This is a genomic window from Legionella pelazae, from assembly GCF_052527395.1.
Window position 1 is genome coordinate 1 of the sequence record NZ_JBNVZS010000011.1, and the last position, 24,949, is coordinate 24,949.

The window sequence follows — 24,949 nt, forward strand, 5'->3', positions numbered from 1 at the left end:
TTTAGAGATTTAAATCATAGGAAATTAAAGTTTACCTTATGATTTTCTTATTTTTTCAATACAATTAGCAATAAATATCTATTTTGTGGAGATAAATTAATGCAAGTAAAGGCAGCCGTAGCGTATGAAGCAGGAAAACCACTGACTATTGAAATGATTGATCTTGAAGGACCTAAGCCAGGTGAAGTTCTAGTGGAAATTAAGGCAACGGGCGTATGTCATACAGATTTATTTACCTTGTCAGGTGATGATCCAGAAGGGCTATTTCCAGCTATCTTAGGCCATGAAGGCGCAGGTATTGTGGTAGAAGTTGGTGCAGGTGTGACTTCAGTAAAGACTGGCGATCACGTCATTCCTTTATACACGCCCGAGTGTCGCCAATGTGAATATTGTCTTTCTCAAAAAACAAATCTTTGCCAGGCAATCCGTAGTACTCAGGGACAAGGGCTTATGCCAGATGGAACCAGTCGTTTTAGTATGAATGGTAATAAATTATTTCATTACATGGGTACGTCAACCTTTGCTAACTACACTGTATTACCGGAAATAGCTGTAGCAAAAATTCGTGAGGATGCTCCTTTTGAGAAAGTATGTTATATCGGTTGTGGTGTAACTACAGGTATTGGCGCCGTAATCTACACGGCGAAAGTTACGCCTGGTTCTAAAGTAGTTGTTTTTGGCTTAGGAGGTATTGGGCTTAATGTCATTCAAGGAGCACGTTTAGTTGGAGCAGCTGAGATTATTGGGGTCGATATTAATTCAGAACGTCAGATATTAGCGAGAAAAATGGGAATGACTAACTTTGTAAACCCTAAAGAAATAGGCAATAAAGATTTAGTTGCCTACCTTATTGAACTCACTAAAGGTGGGGCTGATTATAGTTTTGAGTGTGTTGGAAATACTACTTTAATGCGCCAGGCCTTAGAGTGCTGTCATAAAGGTTGGGGCGTTTCCACTATTATTGGGGTAGCTGGCGCAGGTCAGGAAATATCCACAAGACCTTTTCAGTTAGTGACGGGAAGAGTATGGAAAGGTTCTGCATTTGGTGGCGCCCGAGGACGTTCTGATGTGCCTAAAATTGTTGATTGGTATATGGATGGGAAAATTAATATTGATGATTTAATTACTCACGTTATGCCTATAGAACAAATTAATGACGCGTTTGATTTAATGCATCATGGGAAATCAATTCGTACGGTAGTTACTTTTTAATTTTTACATTGAGGTCTAATTATAATGACTGTGGAACTTATTGAAGAGCATCTTTGTTTTGGTGGATTACAACGTGTGTATGCGCATCAATCTATAACTGCTCAGTGCACCATGCGTTTCGGCCTCTTTTTGCCGCCTCAAGCGGCTAAACATAAAGTCCCGGTCTTGTATTGGCTTTCAGGATTAACCTGTAATGAGCAAAACTTTATTACCAAAGCAGGAGCGCAACGAGTTGCAGCCAAGCTAGGTTTAGCACTTGTTGTTCCTGATACTAGCCCCCGTGGAATTAATTTGCCTGGTGACCAGGACAGTTATGACTTTGGAGTTGGTGCTGGATTTTATATTGATGCCATACAAACACCATGGTCAAAGCATTATCGAATGGCTACCTATATTCAAGAGGAATTACCTACGCTTTTACAAAAATTTGCGCCATTTGATAAAGAAGCCTGTGGTATTTTTGGACATTCAATGGGGGGACATGGCGCGCTTACTCTAGCATTGAAAAATCCAGAGCAATATCGTTCTGTTTCTGCTTTTGCACCTATCTGTGCACCAAGCCAATGTCCTTGGGGACAAAAGGCATTCACTGGTTACTTGGGAACAGATAAGGCCATTTGGAAAGATTATGATGCGTGTGAATTAATCGCTGCTAGAGGATGGCCTCATCAAGTTATTTTAATTGATCAAGGCACACAAGATCCATTTTTACAAGAACAGTTAAAGCCGAGGTTATTTCAAGAAGCTTGTAAGCAAACTGAAGTCACACTTAATCTACGTATGCAAGATGGTTATGATCACAGTTATTATTTCATTGCTAGTTTTATTGAAGATCATTTACGTTTTCATGCAGATAGATTAAAGAAAAAGTAGGCAAGGATTAAGCTGTTTGATGTATTTGATGGTAATGCAAATGAAGCTCTTCTTTAATTTCTAGAATAATAACCATACTCGTTGTAATAACACATGAACTTTAATTATCGCAAGCCAGTTCACTTAAAATGAAGATGAACAGAAAAATATTTTCAATTAAAAATAAGGATAACTCAGGATCATTGAGTATTGTACTTAAACTAAGCAAAATAAAATAATTTAAGTTCGATATGTTAGATAAGATGGTTAATTTATTGATTATAAATGTAATTTAGGTTTTAGAAGGTTGTAACACCACTTAAGCTACCAACAAGTACTTTATCAGCTAAACGTTGGGCAAATAATCCATTTTCAACCACGCCTGGAATTAATTTAATTACTTTTTCTAATGTTAGAGGTTCATTAATCGTTAAATTATAAATATCTAAAATGATATTACCATTATCTGTAATAAAACCTTCGCGGTAAACCGGGTCTCCCCCTAATTTTACAATTTCACGAGCTACAAAACTACGGGCCAAAGGTAACACTTCAACAGCAATTGGAAAGTTACCTAGATGAGAAACTACTTTTGCTTCATCAACAATACATATAAACTGTTCGGCAGCAGTTGCTAAAATTTTTTCACGAGTCAAAGCGCCACCACCGCCTTTTATTGTTTCTCTTCGCTTATTTACTTCATCTGCTCCATCAATATAAAGGGGTAACTCATCTGCAACATTTAAGTCAATGACTGGAATATCCACTGCTTTAAGGCGAGTTTCAGTTACTTTAGAACTGGCAACACATGCATCAATACGATGCTTAATTTTTGCTAGCGCCTCAATTAAAAAATTGACTGTAGAGCCTGTCCCTACACCTAGTATAATATTATCCTCTATATAATCTAACGCAGCTATGGCTGCTTTTTGTTTTAATTCATTCATAGTTTTAATTATTAATATTAAAATTTTTAATTGTGCTTACGTCAATTAAGGTTTTATCTTTATAGCCTGCCAGTATAATATCTTTTTTCTTACTAGGATATCTAGGATATTATACTGGTTATTAATGTTAATCGTTACTTTAATATTTAGTTAGCAGTAGAAACGACATAAAACCTTAACTAAGATTAGCTTAGTACTTAAATTAACTGGTCTAGTCAAGTTAAATTTTTACTAAGTTTATTAATCCACTGCGGGCGTCATTGTTGGTACTACCGGCGAATCTAGAGCACTTCCTGCTGTAGCACTTGCCTTAGGCGTAGTTGTCGCTGCAGAGCTTGCACTTGAAGTGCCAGAATTATAATCAGTGTCGTTAGATGTATCTGAGGCTGCTCGTGCTGTTGTATTAGCCGCTTTATTTTTAACAGATGATGAGGGAGTACTAGTTTCAGTTCTCGATGTCTTCTTATTAAATTTATAATTATTTTGATATTGAGTAGTATTCTTAGGATTTGAATAATAAGGTCTATTGTTATCGCCCCATAAACCTGGTAATGCATCACAACCTACAAGCAACAATGGCGCGCCGAATAAAGCAGCGTAAAAACTCCCTATAAATAAATGATTTTTTTTCATAGTATCATCCTTATTATTATTTTATTTTAAAGTTTAGTCCTACTGTTAACAGATGTAAAATTAAGAATAAACTATAATTCATATTATCTCTTTAAGAGTGAAAAAAATATTATAGATAATTAGTGAATAACTTGCATTTGAGATATTAAGAGCTGGCCTTTATAGCAAGGCATTGACTTAAATAAAAATAATTTCGTAAGGGAATATTATGTTATCTAACAAATATTTTAACTTTTTAAAAGATCTCTATTCACATTATAGTGAAGACCGAATTGCTATTTTTGCTGCTGCCTTAGCTTATTATACTGCATTTGCACTAGCTCCCTTTTTAATTATTTGTACCTCCGTGGTAGGCTTAGTTTATAGTCATGATGCAGCACAAGGACAAATAATTGATCAAGTTCGGGTAGTAGTCGGCAAAGAGAGTGCTGATCTTATACAAACGATGATTGCCAATGCTAGTAAACCTAGTTCAGGTATTACAGCCCAGATTGTTAGTATTGTTCTTTTAATACTTGCTACATCAGGTGTGTTTGGCCAAATACAGACGGGTTTAAACTACATTTGGGGTGTTGAACCTAAACCTGGGCGAGGAATATGGGGAATCATAAAAGATAGATTTTTATCGTTTACCATTGTATTAGGTGTCGCTTTCTTATTACTTGTATCCCTTATTTTAAGCGTAGTCATTACCTTTATGAGTGACTATTTAGGCCAGGTATTACCCGGTGGTGATTTAATTGCTTGGAGTTTAAACTTTGCTATCTCTTTAGCTGTCATTACTCTTTTATTTGCCATGATTTTTAAAATTCTGCCTGATGTAGAATTAACAATACTTGATGTCATTTGGGGCGCGTTTTGGACAGCTGTTTTATTCACTATTGGTAAAACTTTATTAGGTGTTTATTTAGGACAAAGCCACGTTGCAAATGCTTTTGGCCCAGCAGGCTCACTCATCGTCATTTTAATTTGGGTTTATTACACAGCTCAAATTCTTTTTATTGGAGCTGAGTTAACCAAAATGCATGTTACTAAACATGGTAATAAAATTAAACCTGATGTTGATGCTTATGTTAAGGAAGAGAAGCAACGCCTGGCGAATTAATTTACTGAAAAATTTGATAATTTTATTAGGCGGCGACGTTTTAGATCGTTATACTATTTTTATATTCATTATTTATGGTCTAACTATGATTTATCAAAATATCCTCGCAACTATAGGTAAGACACCTGTAATAAAAATTAATCGATTAAGTGAGGGGCTGGCCTGCGAACTGTATGCAAAATGTGAATTTTTCAATCCTGGTGGCTCAGTTAAAGATCGTATTGGCTATGAAATGGTAAAGCAAGCTGAACACGATGGGATTATCAAACGAGGTGATACTTTAATTGAACCTACATCTGGCAATACTGGAATAGGCATTGCACTAGCAGGCGCTGTTTTAGGATATAACGTAATTATTACAATGCCTGAAAAAATGAGTCAGGAAAAACAATTCGTTTTAGAACGCCTAGGGGCAACAATTTATAGAACACCTACCGCAGCTGCTTGGAATGATCCAGATAGCCATATTTCGTTAGCAAAAAAATTACAACAAGAAATTCCTAATGCTCATATTTTAGATCAGTATACCAATCCCCATAACCCTAATGCCCATTATTATGGTACAGCTCAGGAAATCATTGATGATTTCGGTACCGATTTAGATATGGTAGTTGCTGGTGTTGGTACTGGTGGAACAATTACAGGAATTGCTAAGCGTTTAAAAGAATTTAATCCAAGTATCAAAATTATTGGTGTTGATCCAATCGGTTCAATTTTAGGTGGAGGCCACGAAGTTAAACCTTATCATGTAGAGGGGATAGGATATGATTTCTTTCCTGAAGTGTTAGATAATCAATTAATTGATGAGTACATTAAAATTAACGACACAGATTCTTTTATAACTGCTAGACGTCTCATTCGTGAGGAAGGCTTACTCATTGGCGGCTCAAGCGGCGCTGCAATGTGGGGTGCTTTGCAAGCCGCTAAAACATTAAGCGCAGATCAGAAATGTTTAGTGATTCTACCTGACTCGATTCGAAATTATATGTCTAAGTTTGTGAGTGATACTTGGATGGAAGCTGAGGGCTTTGCTATTTCTTAGTCTAATTAACTAACTCCAAATCCATGTTTATGAGAGGTTGGTTGATCGAGAGATTCATAAACCAAATTCTCATCTAATCGCCCAATAGTCATTTCACGTGCCAATGTATTAATAAGCTCTTGAATAACGTGGCTATCATAATTAACGACATTTGGATTACTAACTACACTACTAGAACTTGTCATAGGACGCTGTGTTTGGTTGTCTTGGATGACTTCAAAGAAGTGCTCGCTACCGTGCTCAGTTCCAACATACTTAGTACTCTCAATTAATTGTTTCCTATCTTTCACGCTACTAATATAGATAGCAATTAACTGATCTTTAGTAGCCTCCATGCCATGAATAAGACTCATATCTTGAACAAGAAATTCTAGACGTCGTTTATGTGCTTTAAAGCTAGCCAGTAAATCTTGTCTTTTTAAGTCAATCTTATCAAGAACAGTTTCTATTGGCGGATCATTTTCCACAGATTCTTTTGGATGGATTATTTGATTAGAAGAGTAAGTTGTTTGAAAGCTTGCAGGGTTTCTTAGATAAGGGATATAAGCTTTACCTTCTAAGCGGATCTGCACCCCCTGGGGTGTATTAAAGCTTGGCTTAGAATCAGGACCATAATCTAGCGTTGCATGTAAACTTTCTCTAGGTAGCGCAGGATTAATTATAATGGGAATGCTTAGAGCATCTGCTAGCGCAGCAATGAGTGTTTTTCCATTCGTCGTATTAGGATCTCGCATATCTCTTATTGAACTGTCCTTATTTTCTTCGAGAAACGTAAGCATATAACGTTCTGGATCTTTAAGTAATTGATCCATAGCGATTTGTCTAAGAGTATAAGCAAACTCTGCTACAAATTTTGCCATTTTTTCTGGTCTATCTGGTCTATTAATAAGCTGTAATAACCGCTCAGTCGGCGTTAATAAACCTGCGCCTTCTGGTAAATTAAAATACTTACTGTAACGCTCTAGAATTTTGTCTAATAAAGGTTTATTCGCGGTTATTCTGCGATCATTTAATACATTATCAATAAGAGCGGCAGCCACGGCACGAAAAGCACTATCAGCAACCTTACCAGTGCTTTGTAATAAAATACGTTTAGCCAATTTCTGGCTTGTGAAAAATGTAGTTGCCATAACCTGCTCATTTATAAAAAATATATCTATATTTTATTTCATAAAGATTAAGAAAATATTAATTATAAGCTTGTTCCAATTGATCAAAGATCAAACAAATAGCCTATTTTCTAAATAAAATTATTAGCCTAGCACTTAATTTATAGTTAAGAAGTCTTAAAAAGACAATGTTTGTATATAAATTTATTAATTATATCAAAAAATTGCTTGTCCCAAAGGTTATTGTGACCTCTTTTTTCAAAATCTATAAATTCTTTAGGCTCATTGGCTTTATTATAGAGCTCAAGACCTTGCGCATAAGGCACAATGTTATCTTGTCTGCCATGAAGAATTAGCACAGGCGCTGTAATTTCATTAATCCGTTTAATTGAATCAAATTTATCTCTGAGCGGAATAGGCAACCAGGGATAATGGACTCTAGCTAAGGCAGATAAACTTGTATAAGGAGATTGTAAAATTATCGCACAAACCTTGTATTGTGTGCCTAGTTTAGTGGCAACACCTGTACCTAATGATTCGCCATATAAAATTATTTTTGGAAGCAAGATGCCTTGTTCTTGTAAAAATTTAATGGCCGCTTGTCCATCTAAATATAACCCCTGTTCATTAATTTTACCTTCATTACCTCCATAACCTCGATATTCAACAAGTAAAACACCATACCCTTCATTTAAGAAATAGCGAATAAATGGCATACGATAACCAATATGTCCCGCATTGCCATGAAAGTAAATGATGGTAGGCATGTCAGATTGCGCTGGTTTATACCAAGCCAAAAGCTTTAATTTATCTTCAGTATTTAAATAAACCTCCTGCATATCATCAGCGGCAAAAAATTGGCGAATTGGCATTACTCTTGCTGGAAAATAAATAAACTGGCGCTGGAGCAGGTACATACTTACCATGACCAAAATGATAAAAATCAACAGAAAAACAAGATTTTGTTTTAGCATCGTTTTCTCTTTAAAGGAGTTAATCGTAAGACATAATTCATAGCTATAAGACAGTAAGACTTAATCTTTTAAAAATAGATTATTAATCTATATCTAACAATGATACAAATATAATTTCATAGTGCTATTAACAGTAGCCTTACGGTGTTAACAGTAATAAAAAAGTAGGAGAAGAATTATGGAAACACTTCATGATTCTGATATAACAAAATTAAAGGAGTTATTACGTCACTTAGGAGAATTTATTGCCTATTTTGAAATAGCTGAGTCTAAGATGATGGCCTGGCATCAGGAGCTGGAAACGCATTCCCAGATTCAAGAAAAAAAAATAAATCATCAACTACAACATTTACACCAAGAGCTTGAAGGTTTACAAGAAATATTAACTCATGCGGGGATTGCAAGGTTAAGGCATAATCTTGAAAAAGCATTAAAAGATGGCGAAGCTCATCTTGGGCTATTAGAGAAAACTAGCCAAAAAATCTTAGCTAACTTAGACTTAAAACAACAAGAAGTTAACAAGCTCATGCTATCAGGACTTAATCAAATAGAGCAGTATACCTTACAAGCTCTCGAGCAAATTAATAGTCAATTAGCAGATTATGATATTGATCATTTTCGTAGGGTCACAAGTGAAAGTTGTCTTCATGTTGAAAAAGTAGCCACTTTAGCTATGCGTAAAAGTGCTAATTTATTAAAAGCTTTCCAATGGCGCTCAATTGCCTTGGCTTTAGCTACTACTTTTTTAACCGCTTTTGCAATTAGTTTATATGTAAGCAGTGAAACACCTTGGGAAAGTCACCAACGCGCGTTAAATGAACGGCAGGCAGGACGAGTTTTAATTAAAGCTTGGCCACAGCTTTCTCATCAAGAAAAAGATAAAATATTAGCTAGTTATATGCAACAAAAAAGTTAATATGTTAATTATTTTAACCAGCTTAATAGTCTTAATAGTAATAAGTCTTAGTCTGCTGTTACTTTACCAGAATAAACCAGATAAAAAGATAAAAAAGTGGCAACGCTCTCTTCAACTTAATATACATCAGCCCATCTTTAATAAATTATACGCAGATATTAATGGTTTTGCCCTTTCGAAAGCAGCCCGAGTTAATCAAGATGCTATTGAATATACGTATGGCGAGATCGAGTTTGAATCATTTATTGCTTTATTATCACTTTGTAAACCGCAATCAAATACCGTCTTTTATGATCTTGGCAGCGGGACTGGTAAGGCTGTGATTGCCTGCGCTATGGTATTTGATATTTGTAAAAGCTATGGTATTGAATTATTTTTACCTCTACATAAGTGTGCTCAAAAACAACTACAATGTTTAGCACAAATAGAAATTTACCAAGAGAAAGCTAAGAAAATAATTTTAAAACATGAAAATTTTTTAAAATCGTCTATTTTAGATGGAACAATTATTTTTATTAATGCGACAACTTTTATCGCTGAACTTTGGGAGCAAATAAGCAAGCATGTTGAACAAGTCAAGCCAGGTACTTTAATCATCTCAACAAGTAAGGCACTGACGTCAAAACACTTTATTGTAACAAGAATTGTACCGCTTAAAGTAAGCTGGGGGGTTGTAAATGCTTATATTCAGCAACGCATATAAGATGAATAAGTTTTCCTGAATTTAAAAAGCTATTTACCTCTAATTAACGTGAATTCGACATAAGAGCTATCTAATAGCTTTTATGTCGAATTTGTTTATTTTGCTTTGAATCCCACACAAATGCTACGCATTTTACGGGATAACGTTCGTTTAACGACAAAAAAGAGCCTGCAGCTCTTTTTTGTCGAACTCACGTTAATTATATTGCAATAATAAGCAAAGTATTGATACAGTTAATTGATAAATTGAATAATTTTGTTCTGAGTCTATACTAAAGATATTGATAACTGCTATCTACTGTTGTGTCTTAAGGGATAGCACTATGAAAACGCGGCTAACCGAGGTGGGTATGATTAAATCTGAACTCATAGCAAGCCTTGCTTCCAAAATGACACATCTACCTGAAAAGCAAGTCACAGATAGTATTAACCGCATCCTTGAATTAATGAGTGATGCTTTAGTTAATGGGCAAAGGATTGAAATTCGAGGTTTTGGTAGTTTTTCTCTTCACTATAGACCTCCACGCAATGCTCATAATCCTAAAACAGGTGAAAAAGTAGTTACTGAAGCTAAATACAGTCCTCACTTTAAGCCAGGAAAAGAGTTACGTGAACGCGTTGACGCTTCGCGTGATAAAATTAATTTAGAAGCTGAGGAATAGTTTAGAATCCATTAAAAATAAAAAGAACTATATGCAGCTAGTGTATTAATGCGTAATAGTAGGGATATGCCACTATCTTGGTGAAGGGTCGGAGTTGAGAGTGCAGGTTGTATGAAAATAATTCTGAAAAAGCGCAGCATAGCTATCTATGTGAGCATCCCCATCTACATGGGGACAGGCTTTGACGGATTATTTTCGTGCAAGATGCGCCAAAGACAGCCCTTCGGCGGTAGGAGCTCATCACTTACATTAGTGCTATGTACGAGGTAAAGTCACGCCCGTCTGACCTTGATATTTACCGCCTCTATCTCGATAAGAAATAGCACAGACTTCGTCTGATTCTAGAAATAACATTTGTGCCACGCCTTCATACGCATAGATTTTTGCAGGCAATGGCGTTGTATTAGAAAATTCTAAAGTAACATGCCCTTCCCACTCAGGCTCTAGAGGCGTAACATTAACAATAATACCACAACGTGCATAGGTAGATTTACCCAAACAGATTGTTAAAACATTTCGTGGAATACGAAAATATTCTATAGTTCTCGCTAGAGCGAACGAATTAGGCGGAATGATGCATACATCTGATTGAATATCTACAAAACTATTCGCATCGAAAGCCTTAGGATCAACAATAGCTGAATTAATATTAGTAAATATTTTAAATTCATCGGCACAGCGTACATCATAACCATAACTAGATACACCATAGGAGATAATACGCCCACGATCATTTTCACGTATCTGACCTGATTGAAATGGAGAAATCATGCCATGTTCTAGAGCCATTTTTTCTATCCAGCGATCAGATTTAATTGTCATATTTACTCCATCTATATAATTAACCTAAAACTACCAACTAAGATATTCATAGTATTTCAATGAATCACAAGCGATAACGGTAAAAAATAGACTTAAGCCGATGCAGATATCATTCTAGAGCATCTACTGCTCATTAAGTAGCTACCTTAAGCTTAAGTCCCTCCTGTAACCTAAAAATATACACCTATTTGAGCAACAACTGTATCAGAAGTTCGGCCAGTTCCAAAAGTATTCGCATTAATAATTCCGGGTGGTGCAGCCCCATTTGCATAATTATTGACGCCATAATCGATATCATGACGGTACTCAATACTTTCAACCGTATCCTTCCAAATTGAGATATTAAATACACCACTGATACGTTGTTTGGGTAAATTTAAAGCTAAGGCTTCTTTTGACCATTGATAGCCAATTGCTACTGATGCTGGTTTATCAAACGCTCTAAAGGTCATACCAGTCTCAAGTTGAAGCGCTTGCGGTTTAGCTCCTTGGCCATTGTAACTTAAATCCTGCGACCTAAACGCGCGACCTGCGCCTACCCATTCGGCAGTTACAGTGTAGCGATCAAAACTGACATTACCATGTAGATTTAAACCATTAACTTTTTTAACAGCCTCCGAGCCATTTGTAGGCGAGCCAAAGCCGCCAAAAGTAGTAAACGGTGGAGAGCCATTAATTTGCATGCCTTGCGAGTCATTAAGAGATCCGATTAGACCTGCACCTATTTCACCTAGGAAATTCCCTGCGCCAAGTATATAACCTAAGTTAACACCTCCTACTCCGTCATGGCCTAGCGTTGTATCTGATACAAAACCATAGGCTGCTGCATAAGGGCCAGAATCTCTTTGTGATTTGTAACCTAAAATAAAAGGTCTCGTTTTGGTACGTGCTAAAGACATAGTAAGTGGCGCACTAATCATTGAACTTGCATACTTCCCAAATGGTGCATAGAGTTGTCCTGCTGTAAAATAGAAAGGTGATTTGTCTAAATCGCCAATATTAACAAACCCCAAGTTTAAACTAAATGCAGAGTTTGCAATTCTCGGCCCCCCTATACTAGGCGGCGATTCGTCATAAGCAATCGATATAAATGCCTCCACATCCCTATTTAAAATTGCAGCAACATCCAATTCACTTGAGCCTAAAGTAAAATCGCCTTGGGAATTACCATTACGTGGTCTATTTAGAGTAGCAACTGGTTCTGATTTCCCGCTGACTGCGATAATCGGTATATTAGGTATAGGGTAGCCTATTTGCTGATAGGCACGAAATAAACGCCGGCGTTGTTGCATTAATCGTATGTCACGGTTAATACTAGAAATATTGACAATATAATCAGAGCCATCAAAAGCAGGCCTGTCACCCAAATAAGGAGATGTTACAACAGGTGTTCCAGCAATGTAGGTAATAATTCGATTATCTGCTATTAAAGCAGTTGGGTAAAAACTAATTGACTCTGGATGCGATTCAAGAGTGTGAACTACAATATGGCTTTCATGAAAATTAACTATTTTACCTGATTTAGCTCCCGTTTGTGCTTCTGGCACAGGAGCAGCTGACTTATTAATGGGAGCAGATAAATCTTGGGCATTTTTATGAGTTATCGATTTTTTTGGCTGTCTAGGCACAGTACTATTTGACTGCGTAGATTTATTTACCAGTTGTTTTCTTAAATCCTTTAATTGCGTCTGTAAAGTTTCTGTCTGTTCTTCTAATTGTTTAATCTTTGCTTGCAGTTGATCCGAGTCGGCAGCAATAAGTGTTGAGGATAAAGGAATAGTGGCTAAGGCCAAAATAATTGCTTTAGGTTTCACGCGCTATACTCCTGACTTATTTTTTTACTTCTTTGTCATTGCGCTTGCCAATTGTTGCTTTCTGAAAATATGACTTATACATATTTTGTTTAACTAAACAAATTTTCAACAAAAACGCTGGTAGATTATATACCTGATAATGCCAGTTGTGCGAGTTTTAGTCGCCTATTTTAGAATTTAATTTGCTAGTGATTTTTGTAAAATACTCTAATTAAGATAATACACCCTTTATTGAATGGATTGAGTGACATAAGCCTTAAATTAATCAAGGTTTGCACTCAATCATTATAATGATATTAAATTGTATAGAAGATGTTAGGCACTACCTAACCATTTAACGCCCAAGTAAGGACCATGTAATCCAAAGTCACTGCTAGCGAGCTTTGTTGGAGCTGTAAGTTGAGGACCTTGTAGCGCATTAAAGTAGTTGATAGCTTGATAGCCTCCTTCAATCCTTAATAAACCTTGAGCGAGTGGATACGCGTATGCTGCGCCTACTTTAGCTTCAATGCTTGGCACTATTTGCTTACGACTACCGTATATAGAAGCTGGAATTAAACCATTGTTATAAATGTTCATTGATTCAAATCGAGCTGTTCCATATAAAATAGATCCCGAAGTATTTGCAGTGAGGCTGAATCCATAAGGTAGTACATATGAGTAATCAACGCCCATTGTCGGCCCAAAACCATTGAAATCCGAATTAACAGGACCTCTCACCCCACCAATTGCAGCAGCAAAAATTGGGCTAATATTATAAGTACAAAGTGCATCAGCTTGTATATCAGAATACTGGGCGCCTGCATAGAAACGGACTTTCTTAAATAATCCAAAATCGACATGTTGGCCCACAACTAAATTAACTTGCTCTAACTTATTAGTAATAAATGCACTAAAGGTAGCTGGAAGTACTACAGCCGAACCGCCAGGTAATAATTGCACATATTGGCCATTAAACGTTCCCAGGTTATCATCATCAACATCATAATGTAACCAATTCATTGTAATATCATTGCCAGTATTAAAATGATAGGAACCTTCTACGCGATAACCCCAGCCAAAATCAGGCTCAACAGCTCTTAGGCCTTCTGGAGCCGGTAAGAAAGCGCGACTACCATTATAGATAGGCTGTAAGTATAAAGCTTGTACTCCTAGATCCCACAAACTAGCTTCACATGGCACAGTGACATCACCTGGAACACAAGTAGGAACAGGGGGGGTAGAATACATACCAGCTGCGGCAATTCCACTAACCGATAAGCCCAGTATCATTAAAGATAATTTCTTCACCATTTTTACTCCCTTGGTAAAAAAAAACCCATCAGCAAGTGATGGGTTAAAAAAAGCTTTAAGTTAGATTAGACGTTGCCAACCCACTTCAAACCAGCGTATGGGCCATGGAGAGCAAAGTCACTGCTTGTAAAGCTTGTATGCTGAGCATTGAAGTAGTTGATCCACATATAACCTACATCTAAAGTCACATCGCCTTGTGGCATTGCGTAAGTATATGCAACTCCTAATCTAGCTTCTAACTCAGGAACTAATGCATCCCTCTCGCCATAACCAGTACCAGTGAATGTACCTAAAGCATTAACACTATCACGGAACTTAGACTCACCAATTAAGAGAGCACTAGCGCCTTTACCATAGATTGCTAAGCCATTACCTAAATTGAAATTCATGTCTGCACCAATTCGAGGACCGAAGCCGTGGAATCTAGTGTAGCCAGCAGCAGTACCAGCTGGGATGATAGAAACTGGAGAAGGGAAAGCAGCAACGTTAAGTTCATGTTCAATACGAACGAATTGAACACCACCATGGAAGCGAATATCTTTAAATTCACCAAAATCTACATGTTGACCTAATTCAACGTTAACAGCATCCCATTCAGGCTCAGCGCTCACGCTAACAGGATAGTTTCCAGCAGGAAGCACTGGAGTACCAGGAGTACCTATAATTTCTGGGCTAAAAACTAAATAGCTTGAGTGGTTATCATCGCTCTTAAAGTGGTACCAATTCACGTTAAGGTCGTTACCAGTTCCGAAGTGGTAAGAAGCTTCTAATCTAAAGCCCCAATCCCAATCTGGCTCAATTTCATTATAGTGACGGCCACCTAATGGATCTAAATAGAAACCTGCGTAATGATCAACAACAGGTTGGAGGTACAATGCTTGCACACCAAAATCCCAAGCCATTCTTTCGCAAGGAACAGTAACACTGCCGGGGGTGCACACAGGACCCATTGTTCCAGCAAATACTGCACTGCTACCTAAAGCAAGGACAGCTACTGCTGTTTTTTTTAGATTTAACATGCTTCATCTCCACTTTTTTATTATTAATTTCCGGTTTTTATTGCCAAACCAAACATGGTGTTGACCGCAGTACGCAATCATCGCTCTAACCGAGAACGTACATGGGCAAATTATCAAACGCCACTTTCGCAAAGTCAACACTATTTCGCTTGAATTTCATCATAATTTTAATTAATTAGGTATTGCAAGCTAATATATGTTTCTTTTATGCGCATAGTTATTAATTGCCCGCCATCTTTAAAATTTATATCTAACTAAAATTAAGTTATTTAATGTACAATCTCATATTTTAAATTCTATAAAAAATACTTTTTCAATTTAAATAAAAATACAAGTTGTTGAAAATTTGGTATTATCTTTTCTTCATGCTATAAGAATTTATAAAAGATTAATTTAAATTAGTAAATAGAAATTTTTAAATTTATGAAATTTTTTTATTGGAAAAAGTTATTTCTTAATAAAAAATTAATAACTCTATTAATTAGGTAATAGGATTTATGTTGCAATTAACTATTAATCGCCCTGATGACTGGCATCTCCATTTAAGAGATGGCTTAGCATTAAAAGATACAGTCGTAGCGACTGCTAAATATTTCGAGCGTGCGCTAGTAATGCCTAATTTAAAACCTGCATTAACATCACTTAACAGTCTACTAGCTTATCGAGAACGAATTTTATTAAACATTCCAGAACATTACTCTTTTACTCCTTTAATGACCTTCTACCTTAATGAGGAAGTTCACCCAGAAGATCTTATTGAAAGTAAGAACTATTCTTTTATTACTGGAGCAAAGCTTTATCCTGCAGGTGCGACAACAAACTCTGAGGCTGGAGCACGCTCATTAAAAAGTCTTTACCCACTGCTTGATCTCATGCAACAACTTGATTTGGTTTTGCAGATTCACGGCGAAATAGTGCATGGTGATATTTTTGAGCGTGAAGCTAACTTTATTACAGAGCAGCTACAACCTATTATTGCAAATTTTCCAAGATTACGGATTGTTCTAGAACATATTTCTACTAGGGAAGCTGTTAATTTTATTAGTACTACGCCAGATAATGTGGCAGCAACTATAACACCACATCATCTTCTTTATAATCGCAATCAATTATTAGCTGGCGGGATTAAGCCTCACTATTATTGTTTGCCAATTTTAAAACATGAAAGAGATCAACATGTTCTACAGCAAGCTGCAATAAGTGGTAACCCAAAATTTTTTGCAGGAACTGATAGTGCGCCTCATAGTCAACAAATGAAAGAAACTGCCTGTGGTTGTGCAGGTATTTATTCAGCGCCCTATGCTGTAGCACTTTATGCGCAAGTTTTTGAAAAGTATAATAAACTTAACAATCTTAATGCCTTTATGAGTCATTTTGGCGCTAATTTTTATCATTATCCAATTAATAAGCAAAAACTTATACTTGTTAAACAAACACAAAAAGTGCCAGACATCTTGCCTCTGGGTGACCAGAAAGTTATTCCTATAGCCGCTGGAAGTACTTTACCTTGGAGTGTTTTACATGAAAGGAAATGAAGATAGAATTAATCTAACTTTAAAAAGTCGTTTCCGAGGATTCCTGCCTGTGGTTGTAGATATAGAAACAGCTGGTATTGATCCATTTAAAAATGCACTACTTGAAGTATGCATTGTTTTAATTAATAGAAATGAGCAAGGCTTGTTTGATCGAGAAGCCACTTATTTTGAACATATTATTCCCTTTGAAGGCTCAGAATTGGATGAACAATCCTTAGCATTTATTCAGGTTGATCCTTTTCAACCCTTGCGATTTGCCATCAGCGAGGCAGAGGCATTGAAAAATCTATTTGCACCTATCGAGCAGGCTTTAAAGATAAGTAAATGTCAGCGAGCTGTTTTAGTTGGCCATAATGCTTGGTTTGATCTTCTTTTCTTAAAGGAAGCAGTTAAAAGAACGAAGGTAAAGTCCCCTTTCCATGCTTTCACATGCTTTGATACGGCAACCCTGGCTGGCTTTATGTATGGCCAAACAGTATTAGCAAAAGCGGTAGAAGCCGCAGGCATTCCATTTGATAAAAACGAAGCCCATTCTGCTATTTATGATGCTGAGAAAACTGCTGATCTTTTCTGCGCCATGTTAAATGTATGGGAAGAAAAATTTTCTGGAACGATTTAAAATTATCTATTATTTTTAACGGTAAGTAACCTATTGACATAAATACCATGTTCAAAACATGGTATTTATAATGGACTTAAAGAATTTAAGTTGTCTTGCTTGTTATAATTCTTCAGAGTAAGTCGTTAAATACTCAGCTACGCCTTTAGGAGAAGCCTTCATGCCCGCTTTTCCTTTTTCCCAGCCAGCAGGACAAACTTCACCATTTTCTTCAAAAAATTGCACCGCATCAATGATTCGAATTAATTCGTCTATATTACGACCAATAGGCAAATCATTAACAATCTGTGAACGAACTATACCTTTATTATCGATAACAAAAGCACCACGAAATGCTACCCCAGCCACTGGGTGTTCAACGCCGTAAGATTGACAAATGCTATGGGTAATATCAGCCGCTAAAGTAAAGTTTACAGATCCTATACCGCCATCCTTTATAGCAGTATTACGATAAGCATTATGAGTAAACTGCGAATCAATAGATACTGCGACCACTTCCACATTGCGATTCTTAAATTCATTCATACGTCGGTCTAGAGCAATCAGCTCGGATGGACACACAAAAGTGAAATCAAGAGGATAAAAGAAAATTAAACCATATTTGTTAAGTAAGGCAGTATGCAAGTTAAATTTATCGGTTATTTCACCACTACCTAGTACAGCAGGTACAGTAAAATCAGGGGCTTTTCTGCCAACTAAAACGGTCATCTCAATCTCCTTAGTTAAGTGCAAACAGCACTTTACTACTTTAAAATTCACAAAAATTCGTAGCTTCAGTTTATAAAAGTAATAAAACTATGAATTAATTTAATCTATAAGAGTAAATAAATTAATCAGAGAGCAACAGCTTCACGTAATATTAATTCTAATTCGCCTTGTTGATAAAGCTCAATAATAATATCAGAGCCGCCAATTAACTTACCTTTAACATACAGCTGAGGAAAAGTAGGCCAATCAGCGTATTGAGGTAGAGTTTGCCGAATATCTGGATTAGCTAATACATCAACATAAGCAAAGTCAACGCCACAGGCGTCAATGCACTGTACTGCACGAGCAGAAAATCCACATTGAGGCATTTTTGGCGTACCTTTCATGTAAAGTAATACTGCATTCTCAGCAATTTGCTGTTTAATTTTATTAAGTGTTTCCGTTGTATCCACTGAAGTCACCTCTACGATTAAAATGATCCTAATTATGGCGAAAATACGAACAATTCGCAACTAAAGATTGACTACGAAGTTAAGCTAGGTACTAGAATTTTAATGAAGATTTGATACCTCTTTCTTAGTTTAGTATAGAATAACTCAAGCTATTTTTGTTACATTAGCTGTTAAATTATATGTCCTATAACTTATCTTTATCTGCATTGAATATGTTAGACATCCTGCTAAACTTAATACTTTAACTTTTACTGGAGATTCTTTATGGCTTTTACTCTTCCTCCTTTGCCGTACGCAATGGATGCTCTTGCACCTCATATTTCTAAGGAAACATTAGAATATCACTATGGAAAGCATCACAATACCTATGTAACAAATTTAAATAAGCTAATTATTAATACAGAATTTGAAAACTCAAGCTTAGAAGACATTATTAAAAAATCAACAGGTGGCATATTTAATAATGCAGCACAAGTTTGGAACCATACTTTTTACTGGAACTGTTTAAGTCCAAATGGTGGCGGGGAACCCCAAGGAGAACTTGCAGACGCGATTAATAAGGCATTTGGATCCTTTGATGCGTTTAAAGAGAAATTTACCCAAACGGCAATTACCACGTTTGGTTCTGGATGGGCTTGGCTAATTCAAGATAATGAAGGAGCACTACAAGTTATTAGTACGAGTAATGCAGATACACCCATGACTAAAGGCCAAAAAGCCCTACTTACTTGTGATGTTTGGGAGCATGCTTATTATATTGATTACCGTAATGCAAGACCGGACTATGTAAAAGCTTTCTGGTCTCTTGTTAATTGGGAGTTTGTAGCAAATAATCAACGTTAAGTATGTTAATATAAGATGTGCCGTTTAAATCTATTTGGAGATAAATATTAATAGCGGCTTTCTGTATATAAAGGAGTTGTAATGACATTAATTACGAGTTATAGCCCGCTTCCTATTACCTTCACTCATGGTGAAGGTATTTGGCTTTATGATGAGCAAGGAAAAGCTTATTTAGATGGTTTAAGCGGTATTGCGGTATGTGGCCTAGGCCATGCGCATCCTGATGTTACACGTACAATTCAACAACAGGCAGCTAAATTACTCCATACCTCCAATCTCTTTCAAATCAAAGAACAGCAACAGCTTGCCAAAAAATTAACTTCGCTTACCGGAATGGAGCAAGCTTTTTTTGCTAATTCAGGTGCTGAGGTAAATGAAGCAGCCATTAAACTCACTCGGCTTTATGGTCATAAAAAAGGGATAGAAACGCCATCCATTATTGTTATGGATAGAGCTTTTCATGGGCGAACGATGGCAACTTTAACTGCCTCAGGAAGTCGTAAAGTTCAGGCAGGCTTTGAACCTTTGGTACCAGGTTTTATAAGAGCGCCTTTTAATGATATTGAGGCATTAAAGATCATCGCGCAAAATCGCGATGATATTGTCGCTATTATGATTGAACCCATTCAGGGTGAGGGTGGTATTTATGTAGCCGATGACTCCTATCTACGTGCCGTAAGAGAACTATGTGATCAGCATGAATGGCTTCTTATTTTAGATGAAATACAAACAGGCAATGGCCGCACAGGAAAATTATTTGCTTACATGCATAATCATATTTCTCCCGATATATTAACAACAGCAAAAGGGCTAGGCAATGGCGTACCTATTGGCGCCTGTTTAATGCGTAATGAAGCTTGTAATCTTTTTAAGCCAGGAAATCATGGTTCAACATTTGGCGGTAATCCACTAGCATGTGCTACTGCTCTTACAGTTTTAGACGTTATTGAACGTGATAATTTATGTGAAAAAGCTAAGCGTAATGGTAACTTAATTAAAGAAAAATTAATGCAAGAGTTAGGTTCAAGCTTGTGTGCAATTCGTGGTCGAGGTTTAATGCTTGGCATCGAACTTGACCGACCTGCAGCAGATGCAAGAAAGATTGGTCTTGAGCATGGAATTATATTTAATGTTACCGCTGATAATGTTATCCGCTTACTGCCACCTCTTATTATAAACGAAGAAGAGATCGATGAGCTCGTGAAACGTTTCACAAAAACCTTGCATCAATTTCTAGAAAATTAAACGCTTTAGACCTCTTGCATAACCCGCCCATTTTAGGTAAGGGCAAGACGCAAGTATTTCGAGGAGCGGAGTTTACATTAAATGAGCACCGGAGAAACACTCGCAACGCAGCAATCGCATAAGATGGGCAGGTTATGCAGAGGTCTTTTGTATAGTGCTACCTACTAAGCTTTAACGCCGCTACATGATTCTTTTTTAAATACCTGAAGTTTACTTATGGGAATGACCTCAAAAATTAAAACTTTGACCCCTAGAGACAAAACCTAAGAAGCCGTCTGCTTTTGCGTCAGGTAAGTTTTGCTTATTACTATAATGATAGAGCCACATTTTATGCTTAATGTCGGCCGGTAATTGTATTAACTCATTATAATGAGCATGCACGCCAGACTTAATTTTTTGTGTCTCACAATCATGAAAAATAAGATCGACCTCTTTATTTAATTGTTGAATTAAATAAGGGTTATATTGTGTATCGGCCGAATAAAATATTCGAGTTGAGCCACAGGAAAATAAAAGCCCATAGCAAGGTAATAATTGATAGTCATTATATACATGAATAGCTTGTATTAGCTTAAATTGGATTTTCTGCCAAGTGAAAGAGTGCTCCTGACCTATAACCTGCACATTAAAATAAGTATTTAAAGAGGACTGTTTATAAGCTAGTGTACTTAGGCCACCAACCAGTGAGTGGTTCCAGAGTTCCTTCACTATTTTTTCTGCAACAAATAAAGTTGGCTTTCCCGAATAGGCATCATCAAAATAAGTGGCTAAAGCAAGCCACTCTAGGCCACCAATATGATCGCTATGTAAATGAGTAATATAAATATTACGAATATCATAATAATTACGATTTAATGCAAAAAGTGAATGACGTAAATCAGAACCTGCATCAATTAATAATGAATCACCATTACTTTCCAACAGGACATTTGACTGAAAGTTATCCTCTCCTACAGTAAATGCTGACCCTGTTCCAAGAAAAGTCATTTTTAATGGCATAATTTAATCCTATTTATAATTAACTAGCCTCATATCGAGCTCACGTTAATTAGGATAAGCATCATAAACTTTAGCTACCTTTAAATCGTTATATCAGAAGTCCTAAATACAATTTCATCATTTTCAAACCAGGCCTTAGTAATTGAATATTCAGGGAGCTCTATCCAAGTGGTTCTATCAGATGTCAAGGGCTCAGAAGCAAATAAAATATTTTGCCGCTTGCTACTACCGCACATTTTATAAATACCGCCACTACTTCCATAGGCCTCCCCAAAAGTGGCCCATAAGCTGTGATATTCAAAAAAAGCTTTTTGGACATTATTTTCATTATGGCCAAAGTTATAAACAAAACGGGTCACAATTAAGTAGTCACCATTTGTTAGGAATAAATTAACTGGTGAGGCAATTTTAATGCCGCACTTCTTTCTAACGTCACGAATAATAACTAGCGTTTTAATAACTGCATTAAAGGCTTCATCTAAACTAACCTCACTAGTATAGTCGGTTAATTGTGATAAAAATAAAGCATATAGCCACTCGCTATCTGTTGTCCCTTTTATTTGAGCAAAGATAGAGGGCTTCATCTCTTGACTTAGAGCATGCTTCATTTCAGCCATATTTGCCAAACTACCATTATGAGCAAAAGCAATTTGTGTGGTTTCGAATTTAAAGGGATGAATGTTTTGCTCAGAAATAACTTCGCTAATGCTATATTCAACGCCCCTTACATGAGCGAGCAAACAATTAGCCCAAATTTTTTTAGATAAACGGTATAAATTTTTATCAAAAAAGGGTAATGACGTTGTTTTATAATAAAAAGGAATAAGCGGCTCAGGGGAGCTAACTGACCAAGCGCAAAAACCTAAACCAGCCAGATTTTGAATATGTTGCATTAATTTAGGCGCATAACTCTGATGAGCCAAAGAATTATCAGGTCCATATAATAAATCATATAAAGGCACCTGTTGTTTACCTAAATAAATAAGAACTCTACACATTTTATCCTCATGAAATAGGGTTCATGTATTCGCAATCAATTCTTATAAACTGACGATTAATCATGTAAAGCGATCGCACAAAAGCAGTATGAATGTATTGGCTTATCTTATAAAAAATTTCTGCATCTAGCTGCCTTAATTGCTGATATTGATGAATATTTAGCTCTAAGATTATACTTTCCTCACAAGTTACAAATTTGAAAAGTGACTTTAGATCTTGCGCAAACAAAGGCTGTAAAAATAAATCACCAATACTAATAATACCTATCGATTTAACTAACTTCGTTTGATTAGCTAAAAAAAACATAACAGCACCAGAGAAAACCAAACTAATTTTTCCTAAACTTTGTTTATCTAATTGATATCCTTTTTCATATAAACGCGCCTGCATAACCATAAGAAGTTCGTCAATTTGCGCTTTGGTAAGTAGGTTTAAAAATGCTAACTTATCTAAAAGCTGCCTATTTATAGACTTGATATTTAAATCTTGATACTTGGCTTCTTTATTCGGCAAGTAATACGCATGATCAGAGCGTAAATTATGTTTAGCTCGCAATGATAGAAGAAAATTAATTAATTTTTTTCCATTATTACTAATCTTCTCATTCGTTTGATTAATAATAGCACATTCAATTTTAAATGAAATTTCTGGATGAGTAACACGTAAAGCATCTAAAACAGAACGTTTAAGCAAAAAGCAATGAACAGGTGTTTTAGCAACCATGGTTGTAGTCATTAATTCATTAGCAAGAAAAGCTTCTTCGCCAAAAATTTGCGGTGCAGTTAAAATAGAAGTCGGTTTTATAAAATCACCTGGCAAAGTAACATAAACATCAACGCTACCTTTTTCAATAATATAAAGATGCTCACTAATACTGCCCTGAGAAATAATTAAATCGCCAGGGTCAAATGACGCCCTACTTATAAAATTAACAAGAAAAATTAATTCTTTTTCCGTAAAATTTTGGAAAAAAAACTTAATCATACTAATTTGACTTACAATCCCCATATTAGATAGTCCACTGTGCTATAGGTAATTCTTGATACTGATTATTCAGATAGCTATCTAGCATATTGTGAAAATCACGACCATATTTATCTATAAATTGGCACTGCCAAGCACTACCATTCATTCTTTTCGTAATACGCTCATCTATAATGCTTAAATATAGCTCAATATCATCATAATTGATGCCTAGAGCTAATAATCCTTGGCGTGCCAAAGGAAGTAATTCTTTTAATAATAGAAAAGCATTAATTTTTTTACCTAAAAACCAAACAAATTTTGCATCAAAGCCATAACGTGCCGCTTCAAAAAAATTTCTTTTTGCCAAACAGAAGGGTAATAAATATTCTATGGGTGTTGATTGCAAAGAGAAATAACTTAATAACCCATAAAAAAAAGTCGCATTAGCTATCATATCGATAATAGTAGGACCTGAGGATAAGCCACGATGCTCAATTCGCAAGTGCGGTTGACCTTTATCATTAAAATCAATAACTGGCCTATTCCACCGATAAATAACACCATTTTGCCGCCTTACATGAAACATCTTATCCTTTGGCGATTTATAAGAGACTTCAGGTATAAGCCTTGGAAAAAAATGATAATTTTGATCAAATAATTCAAAGAAGGAATTTTTTAAATAACCAATACCAAAAAAACAGCACTTAAATCCTGAAGCCCTATCAAAACGAGGTAAGGTCATCGCTTGTTCGAAAAGAAAGACACGAGAATCGGCCCAAATATGTTTACCTAAAATAAAAGGACTATTACACGCTAAAGCTAGCATAGGACCTGCAATAGCTTGCGCAATATTATAGTATTTTACTGATTGACTTAGGCCAACTTGAATATGTATTTGAAATGCTGAAATCAATCCATTAACAGTCAAAGAATATAAGGGAAACTTAAGATGCTCAGCGCCCAAAAGATTAATTAAGATTGGCTGGCCGGCGCATTGATCTTGAATACTATCATTAATAAGATGATAGCGCTTTTTATTTGTCATGTATTTTATATCAATATGTTTCCCAGTGGCTGTAGGTAATGTGCCTATTAAGGCTAAATGGTACTGATTTTGGCGAGCAATATTGCAGCATTTGCGCCAAAAACTTAAGATACTCTGATGCAATTTACTCAAACCGTCTTTGTATAAATGTACATGACGAGTGTTAATTTCCAGATGAGCAGCGCCTACTTCAGGAATTAGTGCCGACTGGTTAACTTTTTTGATGAAATCTAAGTTATAAGGTGCTGGATTATATTGATTATCTAATAAAAATAGCTCAATTTCTGATCCTGCTTCTAATTCTCTTTCAATGAAAATTTGCTCAATAAACCACTTTTCAAGCAGATTAGTTTCTGCAAGAAGGCGCTTGTCAAATTCCTGATATCGCCTTTGATTAATATTTATATTTCCAAGCTGGATCATATTAGCCTTTTAT

The 24,949-nt window shown here is 36.1% G+C and carries 25 protein-coding genes; 11 read left to right on the forward strand and 14 right to left on the reverse strand.

Annotated features, from left to right (window positions below; translation table 11 throughout):
- Window positions 1-99 precede the first annotated feature (99 nt).
- Window positions 100-1,212, forward strand: a complete 1,113-nt coding sequence (locus ACQUW5_RS11080; protein WP_444991317.1) for an S-(hydroxymethyl)glutathione dehydrogenase/class III alcohol dehydrogenase — start codon at window positions 100-102, stop codon at window positions 1,210-1,212.
- A gap of 24 nt (window positions 1,213-1,236) precedes the next feature.
- A complete protein-coding gene (gene fghA / locus ACQUW5_RS11085) occupies window positions 1,237-2,085 on the forward strand; it encodes an S-formylglutathione hydrolase (RefSeq protein ID WP_444991318.1) in 849 nt (282 codons plus the stop codon).
- Between the two features lie 278 nt (window positions 2,086-2,363).
- Here fghA and rpiA read toward each other — a convergent pair whose 3' ends face one another.
- Together rpiA and ACQUW5_RS11095 are read right to left on the reverse strand one after the other, a co-directional pair.
- Window positions 2,364-3,011, reverse strand: coding sequence for a ribose-5-phosphate isomerase RpiA (rpiA, locus tag ACQUW5_RS11090; protein ID WP_444991319.1), 648 nt, complete (start codon window positions 3,009-3,011; stop codon window positions 2,364-2,366).
- Window positions 3,012-3,251: 240 nt separating this feature from the next.
- Complete coding sequence (locus tag ACQUW5_RS11095; protein WP_444991320.1) at window positions 3,252-3,644, reverse strand: hypothetical protein; 393 nt, start codon at window positions 3,642-3,644, stop codon at window positions 3,252-3,254.
- Window positions 3,645-3,852: 208 nt separating this feature from the next.
- Here ACQUW5_RS11095 and ACQUW5_RS11100 point away from each other — a divergent pair, with 208 nt between their 5' ends.
- Entirely contained in the window at window positions 3,853-4,749 is an 897-nt protein-coding gene (locus ACQUW5_RS11100) for a YihY/virulence factor BrkB family protein (protein ID WP_444991321.1), read from the forward strand.
- A gap of 85 nt (window positions 4,750-4,834) precedes the next feature.
- Window positions 4,835-5,791 carry a pyridoxal-phosphate dependent enzyme gene (locus tag ACQUW5_RS11105; protein ID WP_444991425.1) on the forward strand — a complete coding sequence of 319 codons (957 nt, stop codon included), beginning with the start codon at window positions 4,835-4,837 and terminating at the stop codon, window positions 5,789-5,791.
- A 5-nt stretch (window positions 5,792-5,796) separates the two neighbouring features.
- On the opposite strand, the gene ACQUW5_RS11110 is transcribed toward ACQUW5_RS11105, so the two are convergent.
- Window positions 5,797-6,921 carry an OTU domain-containing protein gene (locus ACQUW5_RS11110; protein WP_444991322.1) on the reverse strand — a complete coding sequence of 375 codons (1,125 nt, stop codon included), beginning with the start codon at window positions 6,919-6,921 and terminating at the stop codon, window positions 5,797-5,799.
- A 146-nt stretch (window positions 6,922-7,067) separates the two neighbouring features.
- Window positions 7,068-7,874, reverse strand: coding sequence for an alpha/beta hydrolase (locus ACQUW5_RS11115; RefSeq protein ID WP_444991323.1), 807 nt, complete (start codon window positions 7,872-7,874; stop codon window positions 7,068-7,070).
- Window positions 7,875-8,052: 178 nt separating this feature from the next.
- Between ACQUW5_RS11115 and ACQUW5_RS11120 the strand changes: the two genes are divergently transcribed.
- The 3 genes from ACQUW5_RS11120 (at window position 8,053) to ACQUW5_RS11130 (ending at window position 10,154) form a co-directional block, all read left to right on the forward strand.
- A complete protein-coding gene (locus ACQUW5_RS11120; protein ID WP_444991324.1) occupies window positions 8,053-8,790 on the forward strand; it encodes a hypothetical protein in 738 nt (245 codons plus the stop codon).
- 1 nt (window position 8,791) lies between these two features.
- On the forward strand, window positions 8,792-9,493 hold the full coding sequence (locus tag ACQUW5_RS11125) for a class I SAM-dependent methyltransferase (RefSeq protein WP_444991325.1): 702 nt from the start codon (window positions 8,792-8,794) through the stop codon (window positions 9,491-9,493).
- A 322-nt stretch (window positions 9,494-9,815) separates the two neighbouring features.
- On the forward strand, window positions 9,816-10,154 hold the full coding sequence (locus ACQUW5_RS11130) for an integration host factor subunit beta (RefSeq protein WP_444991326.1): 339 nt from the start codon (window positions 9,816-9,818) through the stop codon (window positions 10,152-10,154).
- Window positions 10,155-10,409: 255 nt separating this feature from the next.
- Here ACQUW5_RS11130 and dcd read toward each other — a convergent pair whose 3' ends face one another.
- The 4 genes from dcd to ACQUW5_RS11150 all read right to left on the reverse strand — a co-directional run bounded on the left by dcd (window position 10,410) and on the right by ACQUW5_RS11150 (window position 15,102).
- Complete coding sequence (gene dcd / locus ACQUW5_RS11135) at window positions 10,410-10,976, reverse strand: dCTP deaminase (RefSeq protein ID WP_444991327.1); 567 nt, start codon at window positions 10,974-10,976, stop codon at window positions 10,410-10,412.
- A 170-nt stretch (window positions 10,977-11,146) separates the two neighbouring features.
- Window positions 11,147-12,790 (reverse strand): LbtU family siderophore porin, encoded by a 1,644-nt coding sequence (locus ACQUW5_RS11140; RefSeq protein ID WP_444991328.1) that lies wholly within the window; start codon window positions 12,788-12,790, stop codon window positions 11,147-11,149.
- A gap of 315 nt (window positions 12,791-13,105) precedes the next feature.
- A complete protein-coding gene (locus ACQUW5_RS11145; RefSeq protein ID WP_444991329.1) occupies window positions 13,106-14,083 on the reverse strand; it encodes an Lpg1974 family pore-forming outer membrane protein in 978 nt (325 codons plus the stop codon).
- Between the two features lie 65 nt (window positions 14,084-14,148).
- The gene (locus tag ACQUW5_RS11150; protein ID WP_444991330.1) at window positions 14,149-15,102 is read right to left on the reverse strand and encodes an Lpg1974 family pore-forming outer membrane protein; all 954 of its coding nucleotides are present in this window, start codon (window positions 15,100-15,102) and stop codon (window positions 14,149-14,151) included.
- A gap of 497 nt (window positions 15,103-15,599) precedes the next feature.
- Here ACQUW5_RS11150 and pyrC point away from each other — a divergent pair, with 497 nt between their 5' ends.
- Window positions 15,600-16,637, forward strand: coding sequence for a dihydroorotase (gene pyrC / locus ACQUW5_RS11155; RefSeq protein ID WP_444991331.1), 1,038 nt, complete (start codon window positions 15,600-15,602; stop codon window positions 16,635-16,637).
- A complete protein-coding gene (gene rnt, locus ACQUW5_RS11160; protein ID WP_444991332.1) occupies window positions 16,624-17,256 on the forward strand; it encodes a ribonuclease T in 633 nt (210 codons plus the stop codon). The genes pyrC and rnt overlap by 14 nt, the downstream gene beginning before the upstream one ends.
- 102 nt (window positions 17,257-17,358) lie before the next feature.
- On the opposite strand, the gene ACQUW5_RS11165 is transcribed toward rnt, so the two are convergent.
- Window positions 17,359-17,964 carry a peroxiredoxin gene (locus ACQUW5_RS11165; protein ID WP_444991333.1) on the reverse strand — a complete coding sequence of 202 codons (606 nt, stop codon included), beginning with the start codon at window positions 17,962-17,964 and terminating at the stop codon, window positions 17,359-17,361.
- A 125-nt stretch (window positions 17,965-18,089) separates the two neighbouring features.
- A complete protein-coding gene (gene grxD / locus ACQUW5_RS11170) occupies window positions 18,090-18,416 on the reverse strand; it encodes a Grx4 family monothiol glutaredoxin (protein ID WP_444991334.1) in 327 nt (108 codons plus the stop codon).
- 264 nt (window positions 18,417-18,680) lie between these two features.
- Between grxD and ACQUW5_RS11175 the strand changes: the two genes are divergently transcribed.
- Together ACQUW5_RS11175 and ACQUW5_RS11180 are read left to right on the forward strand one after the other, a co-directional pair.
- The gene (locus ACQUW5_RS11175) at window positions 18,681-19,259 is read left to right on the forward strand and encodes a superoxide dismutase (protein ID WP_444991335.1); all 579 of its coding nucleotides are present in this window, start codon (window positions 18,681-18,683) and stop codon (window positions 19,257-19,259) included.
- Window positions 19,260-19,340: 81 nt separating this feature from the next.
- Window positions 19,341-20,504, forward strand: a complete 1,164-nt coding sequence (locus ACQUW5_RS11180) for an aspartate aminotransferase family protein (RefSeq protein WP_444991336.1) — start codon at window positions 19,341-19,343, stop codon at window positions 20,502-20,504.
- Window positions 20,505-20,732: 228 nt separating this feature from the next.
- On the opposite strand, the gene ACQUW5_RS11185 is transcribed toward ACQUW5_RS11180, so the two are convergent.
- The 4 genes from ACQUW5_RS11185 to ACQUW5_RS11200 form a co-directional block, all read right to left on the reverse strand.
- Window positions 20,733-21,503, reverse strand: coding sequence for an MBL fold metallo-hydrolase (locus tag ACQUW5_RS11185; protein ID WP_444991337.1), 771 nt, complete (start codon window positions 21,501-21,503; stop codon window positions 20,733-20,735).
- Between the two features lie 80 nt (window positions 21,504-21,583).
- Complete coding sequence (locus ACQUW5_RS11190) at window positions 21,584-22,501, reverse strand: class II glutamine amidotransferase (protein ID WP_444991338.1); 918 nt, start codon at window positions 22,499-22,501, stop codon at window positions 21,584-21,586.
- 7 nt (window positions 22,502-22,508) lie between these two features.
- Window positions 22,509-23,510, reverse strand: a complete 1,002-nt coding sequence (locus ACQUW5_RS11195; RefSeq protein WP_444991339.1) for a cyclic nucleotide-binding domain-containing protein — start codon at window positions 23,508-23,510, stop codon at window positions 22,509-22,511.
- A gap of 1 nt (window position 23,511) precedes the next feature.
- Window positions 23,512-24,936 carry a glutamate-cysteine ligase family protein gene (locus tag ACQUW5_RS11200; RefSeq protein WP_444991340.1) on the reverse strand — a complete coding sequence of 475 codons (1,425 nt, stop codon included), beginning with the start codon at window positions 24,934-24,936 and terminating at the stop codon, window positions 23,512-23,514.
- Window positions 24,937-24,949 lie beyond the last annotated feature (13 nt).

What these genes read in the sequence shown, in the direction of transcription:
- dcd (WP_444991327.1), bottom strand. Translation starts at nt 10,976, where the DNA reads ATGACAATTAAATCTGATCGCTGGATAGAAAAAATGGCTCTAGAACAT.
- ACQUW5_RS11145 (WP_444991329.1), bottom strand. Translation starts at nt 14,083, where the DNA reads ATGGTGAAGAAATTATCTTTAATGATACTGGGCTTATCGGTTAGTGGA.
- ACQUW5_RS11175 (WP_444991335.1), top strand. Translation starts at nt 18,681, where the DNA reads ATGGCTTTTACTCTTCCTCCTTTGCCGTACGCAATGGATGCTCTTGCA.
- ACQUW5_RS11105 (WP_444991425.1), top strand. Translation starts at nt 4,835, where the DNA reads ATGATTTATCAAAATATCCTCGCAACTATAGGTAAGACACCTGTAATA.
- ACQUW5_RS11080 (WP_444991317.1), top strand. Translation starts at nt 100, where the DNA reads ATGCAAGTAAAGGCAGCCGTAGCGTATGAAGCAGGAAAACCACTGACT.
- rnt (WP_444991332.1), top strand. Translation starts at nt 16,624, where the DNA reads ATGAAAGGAAATGAAGATAGAATTAATCTAACTTTAAAAAGTCGTTTC.
- fghA (WP_444991318.1), top strand. Translation starts at nt 1,237, where the DNA reads ATGACTGTGGAACTTATTGAAGAGCATCTTTGTTTTGGTGGATTACAA.
- ACQUW5_RS11185 (WP_444991337.1), bottom strand. Translation starts at nt 21,503, where the DNA reads ATGCCATTAAAAATGACTTTTCTTGGAACAGGGTCAGCATTTACTGTA.
- ACQUW5_RS11110 (WP_444991322.1), bottom strand. Translation starts at nt 6,921, where the DNA reads ATGGCAACTACATTTTTCACAAGCCAGAAATTGGCTAAACGTATTTTA.
- ACQUW5_RS11195 (WP_444991339.1), bottom strand. Translation starts at nt 23,510, where the DNA reads ATGGGGATTGTAAGTCAAATTAGTATGATTAAGTTTTTTTTCCAAAAT.
- ACQUW5_RS11190 (WP_444991338.1), bottom strand. Translation starts at nt 22,501, where the DNA reads ATGTGTAGAGTTCTTATTTATTTAGGTAAACAACAGGTGCCTTTATAT.
- ACQUW5_RS11165 (WP_444991333.1), bottom strand. Translation starts at nt 17,964, where the DNA reads ATGACCGTTTTAGTTGGCAGAAAAGCCCCTGATTTTACTGTACCTGCT.
- pyrC (WP_444991331.1), top strand. Translation starts at nt 15,600, where the DNA reads ATGTTGCAATTAACTATTAATCGCCCTGATGACTGGCATCTCCATTTA.
- ACQUW5_RS11200 (WP_444991340.1), bottom strand. Translation starts at nt 24,936, where the DNA reads ATGATCCAGCTTGGAAATATAAATATTAATCAAAGGCGATATCAGGAA.
- rpiA (WP_444991319.1), bottom strand. Translation starts at nt 3,011, where the DNA reads ATGAATGAATTAAAACAAAAAGCAGCCATAGCTGCGTTAGATTATATA.
- ACQUW5_RS11130 (WP_444991326.1), top strand. Translation starts at nt 9,816, where the DNA reads ATGAAAACGCGGCTAACCGAGGTGGGTATGATTAAATCTGAACTCATA.
- ACQUW5_RS11095 (WP_444991320.1), bottom strand. Translation starts at nt 3,644, where the DNA reads ATGAAAAAAAATCATTTATTTATAGGGAGTTTTTACGCTGCTTTATTC.
- ACQUW5_RS11100 (WP_444991321.1), top strand. Translation starts at nt 3,853, where the DNA reads ATGTTATCTAACAAATATTTTAACTTTTTAAAAGATCTCTATTCACAT.
- ACQUW5_RS11180 (WP_444991336.1), top strand. Translation starts at nt 19,341, where the DNA reads ATGACATTAATTACGAGTTATAGCCCGCTTCCTATTACCTTCACTCAT.
- ACQUW5_RS11115 (WP_444991323.1), bottom strand. Translation starts at nt 7,874, where the DNA reads ATGCTAAAACAAAATCTTGTTTTTCTGTTGATTTTTATCATTTTGGTC.
- ACQUW5_RS11125 (WP_444991325.1), top strand. Translation starts at nt 8,792, where the DNA reads ATGTTAATTATTTTAACCAGCTTAATAGTCTTAATAGTAATAAGTCTT.
- ACQUW5_RS11150 (WP_444991330.1), bottom strand. Translation starts at nt 15,102, where the DNA reads ATGTTAAATCTAAAAAAAACAGCAGTAGCTGTCCTTGCTTTAGGTAGC.
- ACQUW5_RS11120 (WP_444991324.1), top strand. Translation starts at nt 8,053, where the DNA reads ATGGAAACACTTCATGATTCTGATATAACAAAATTAAAGGAGTTATTA.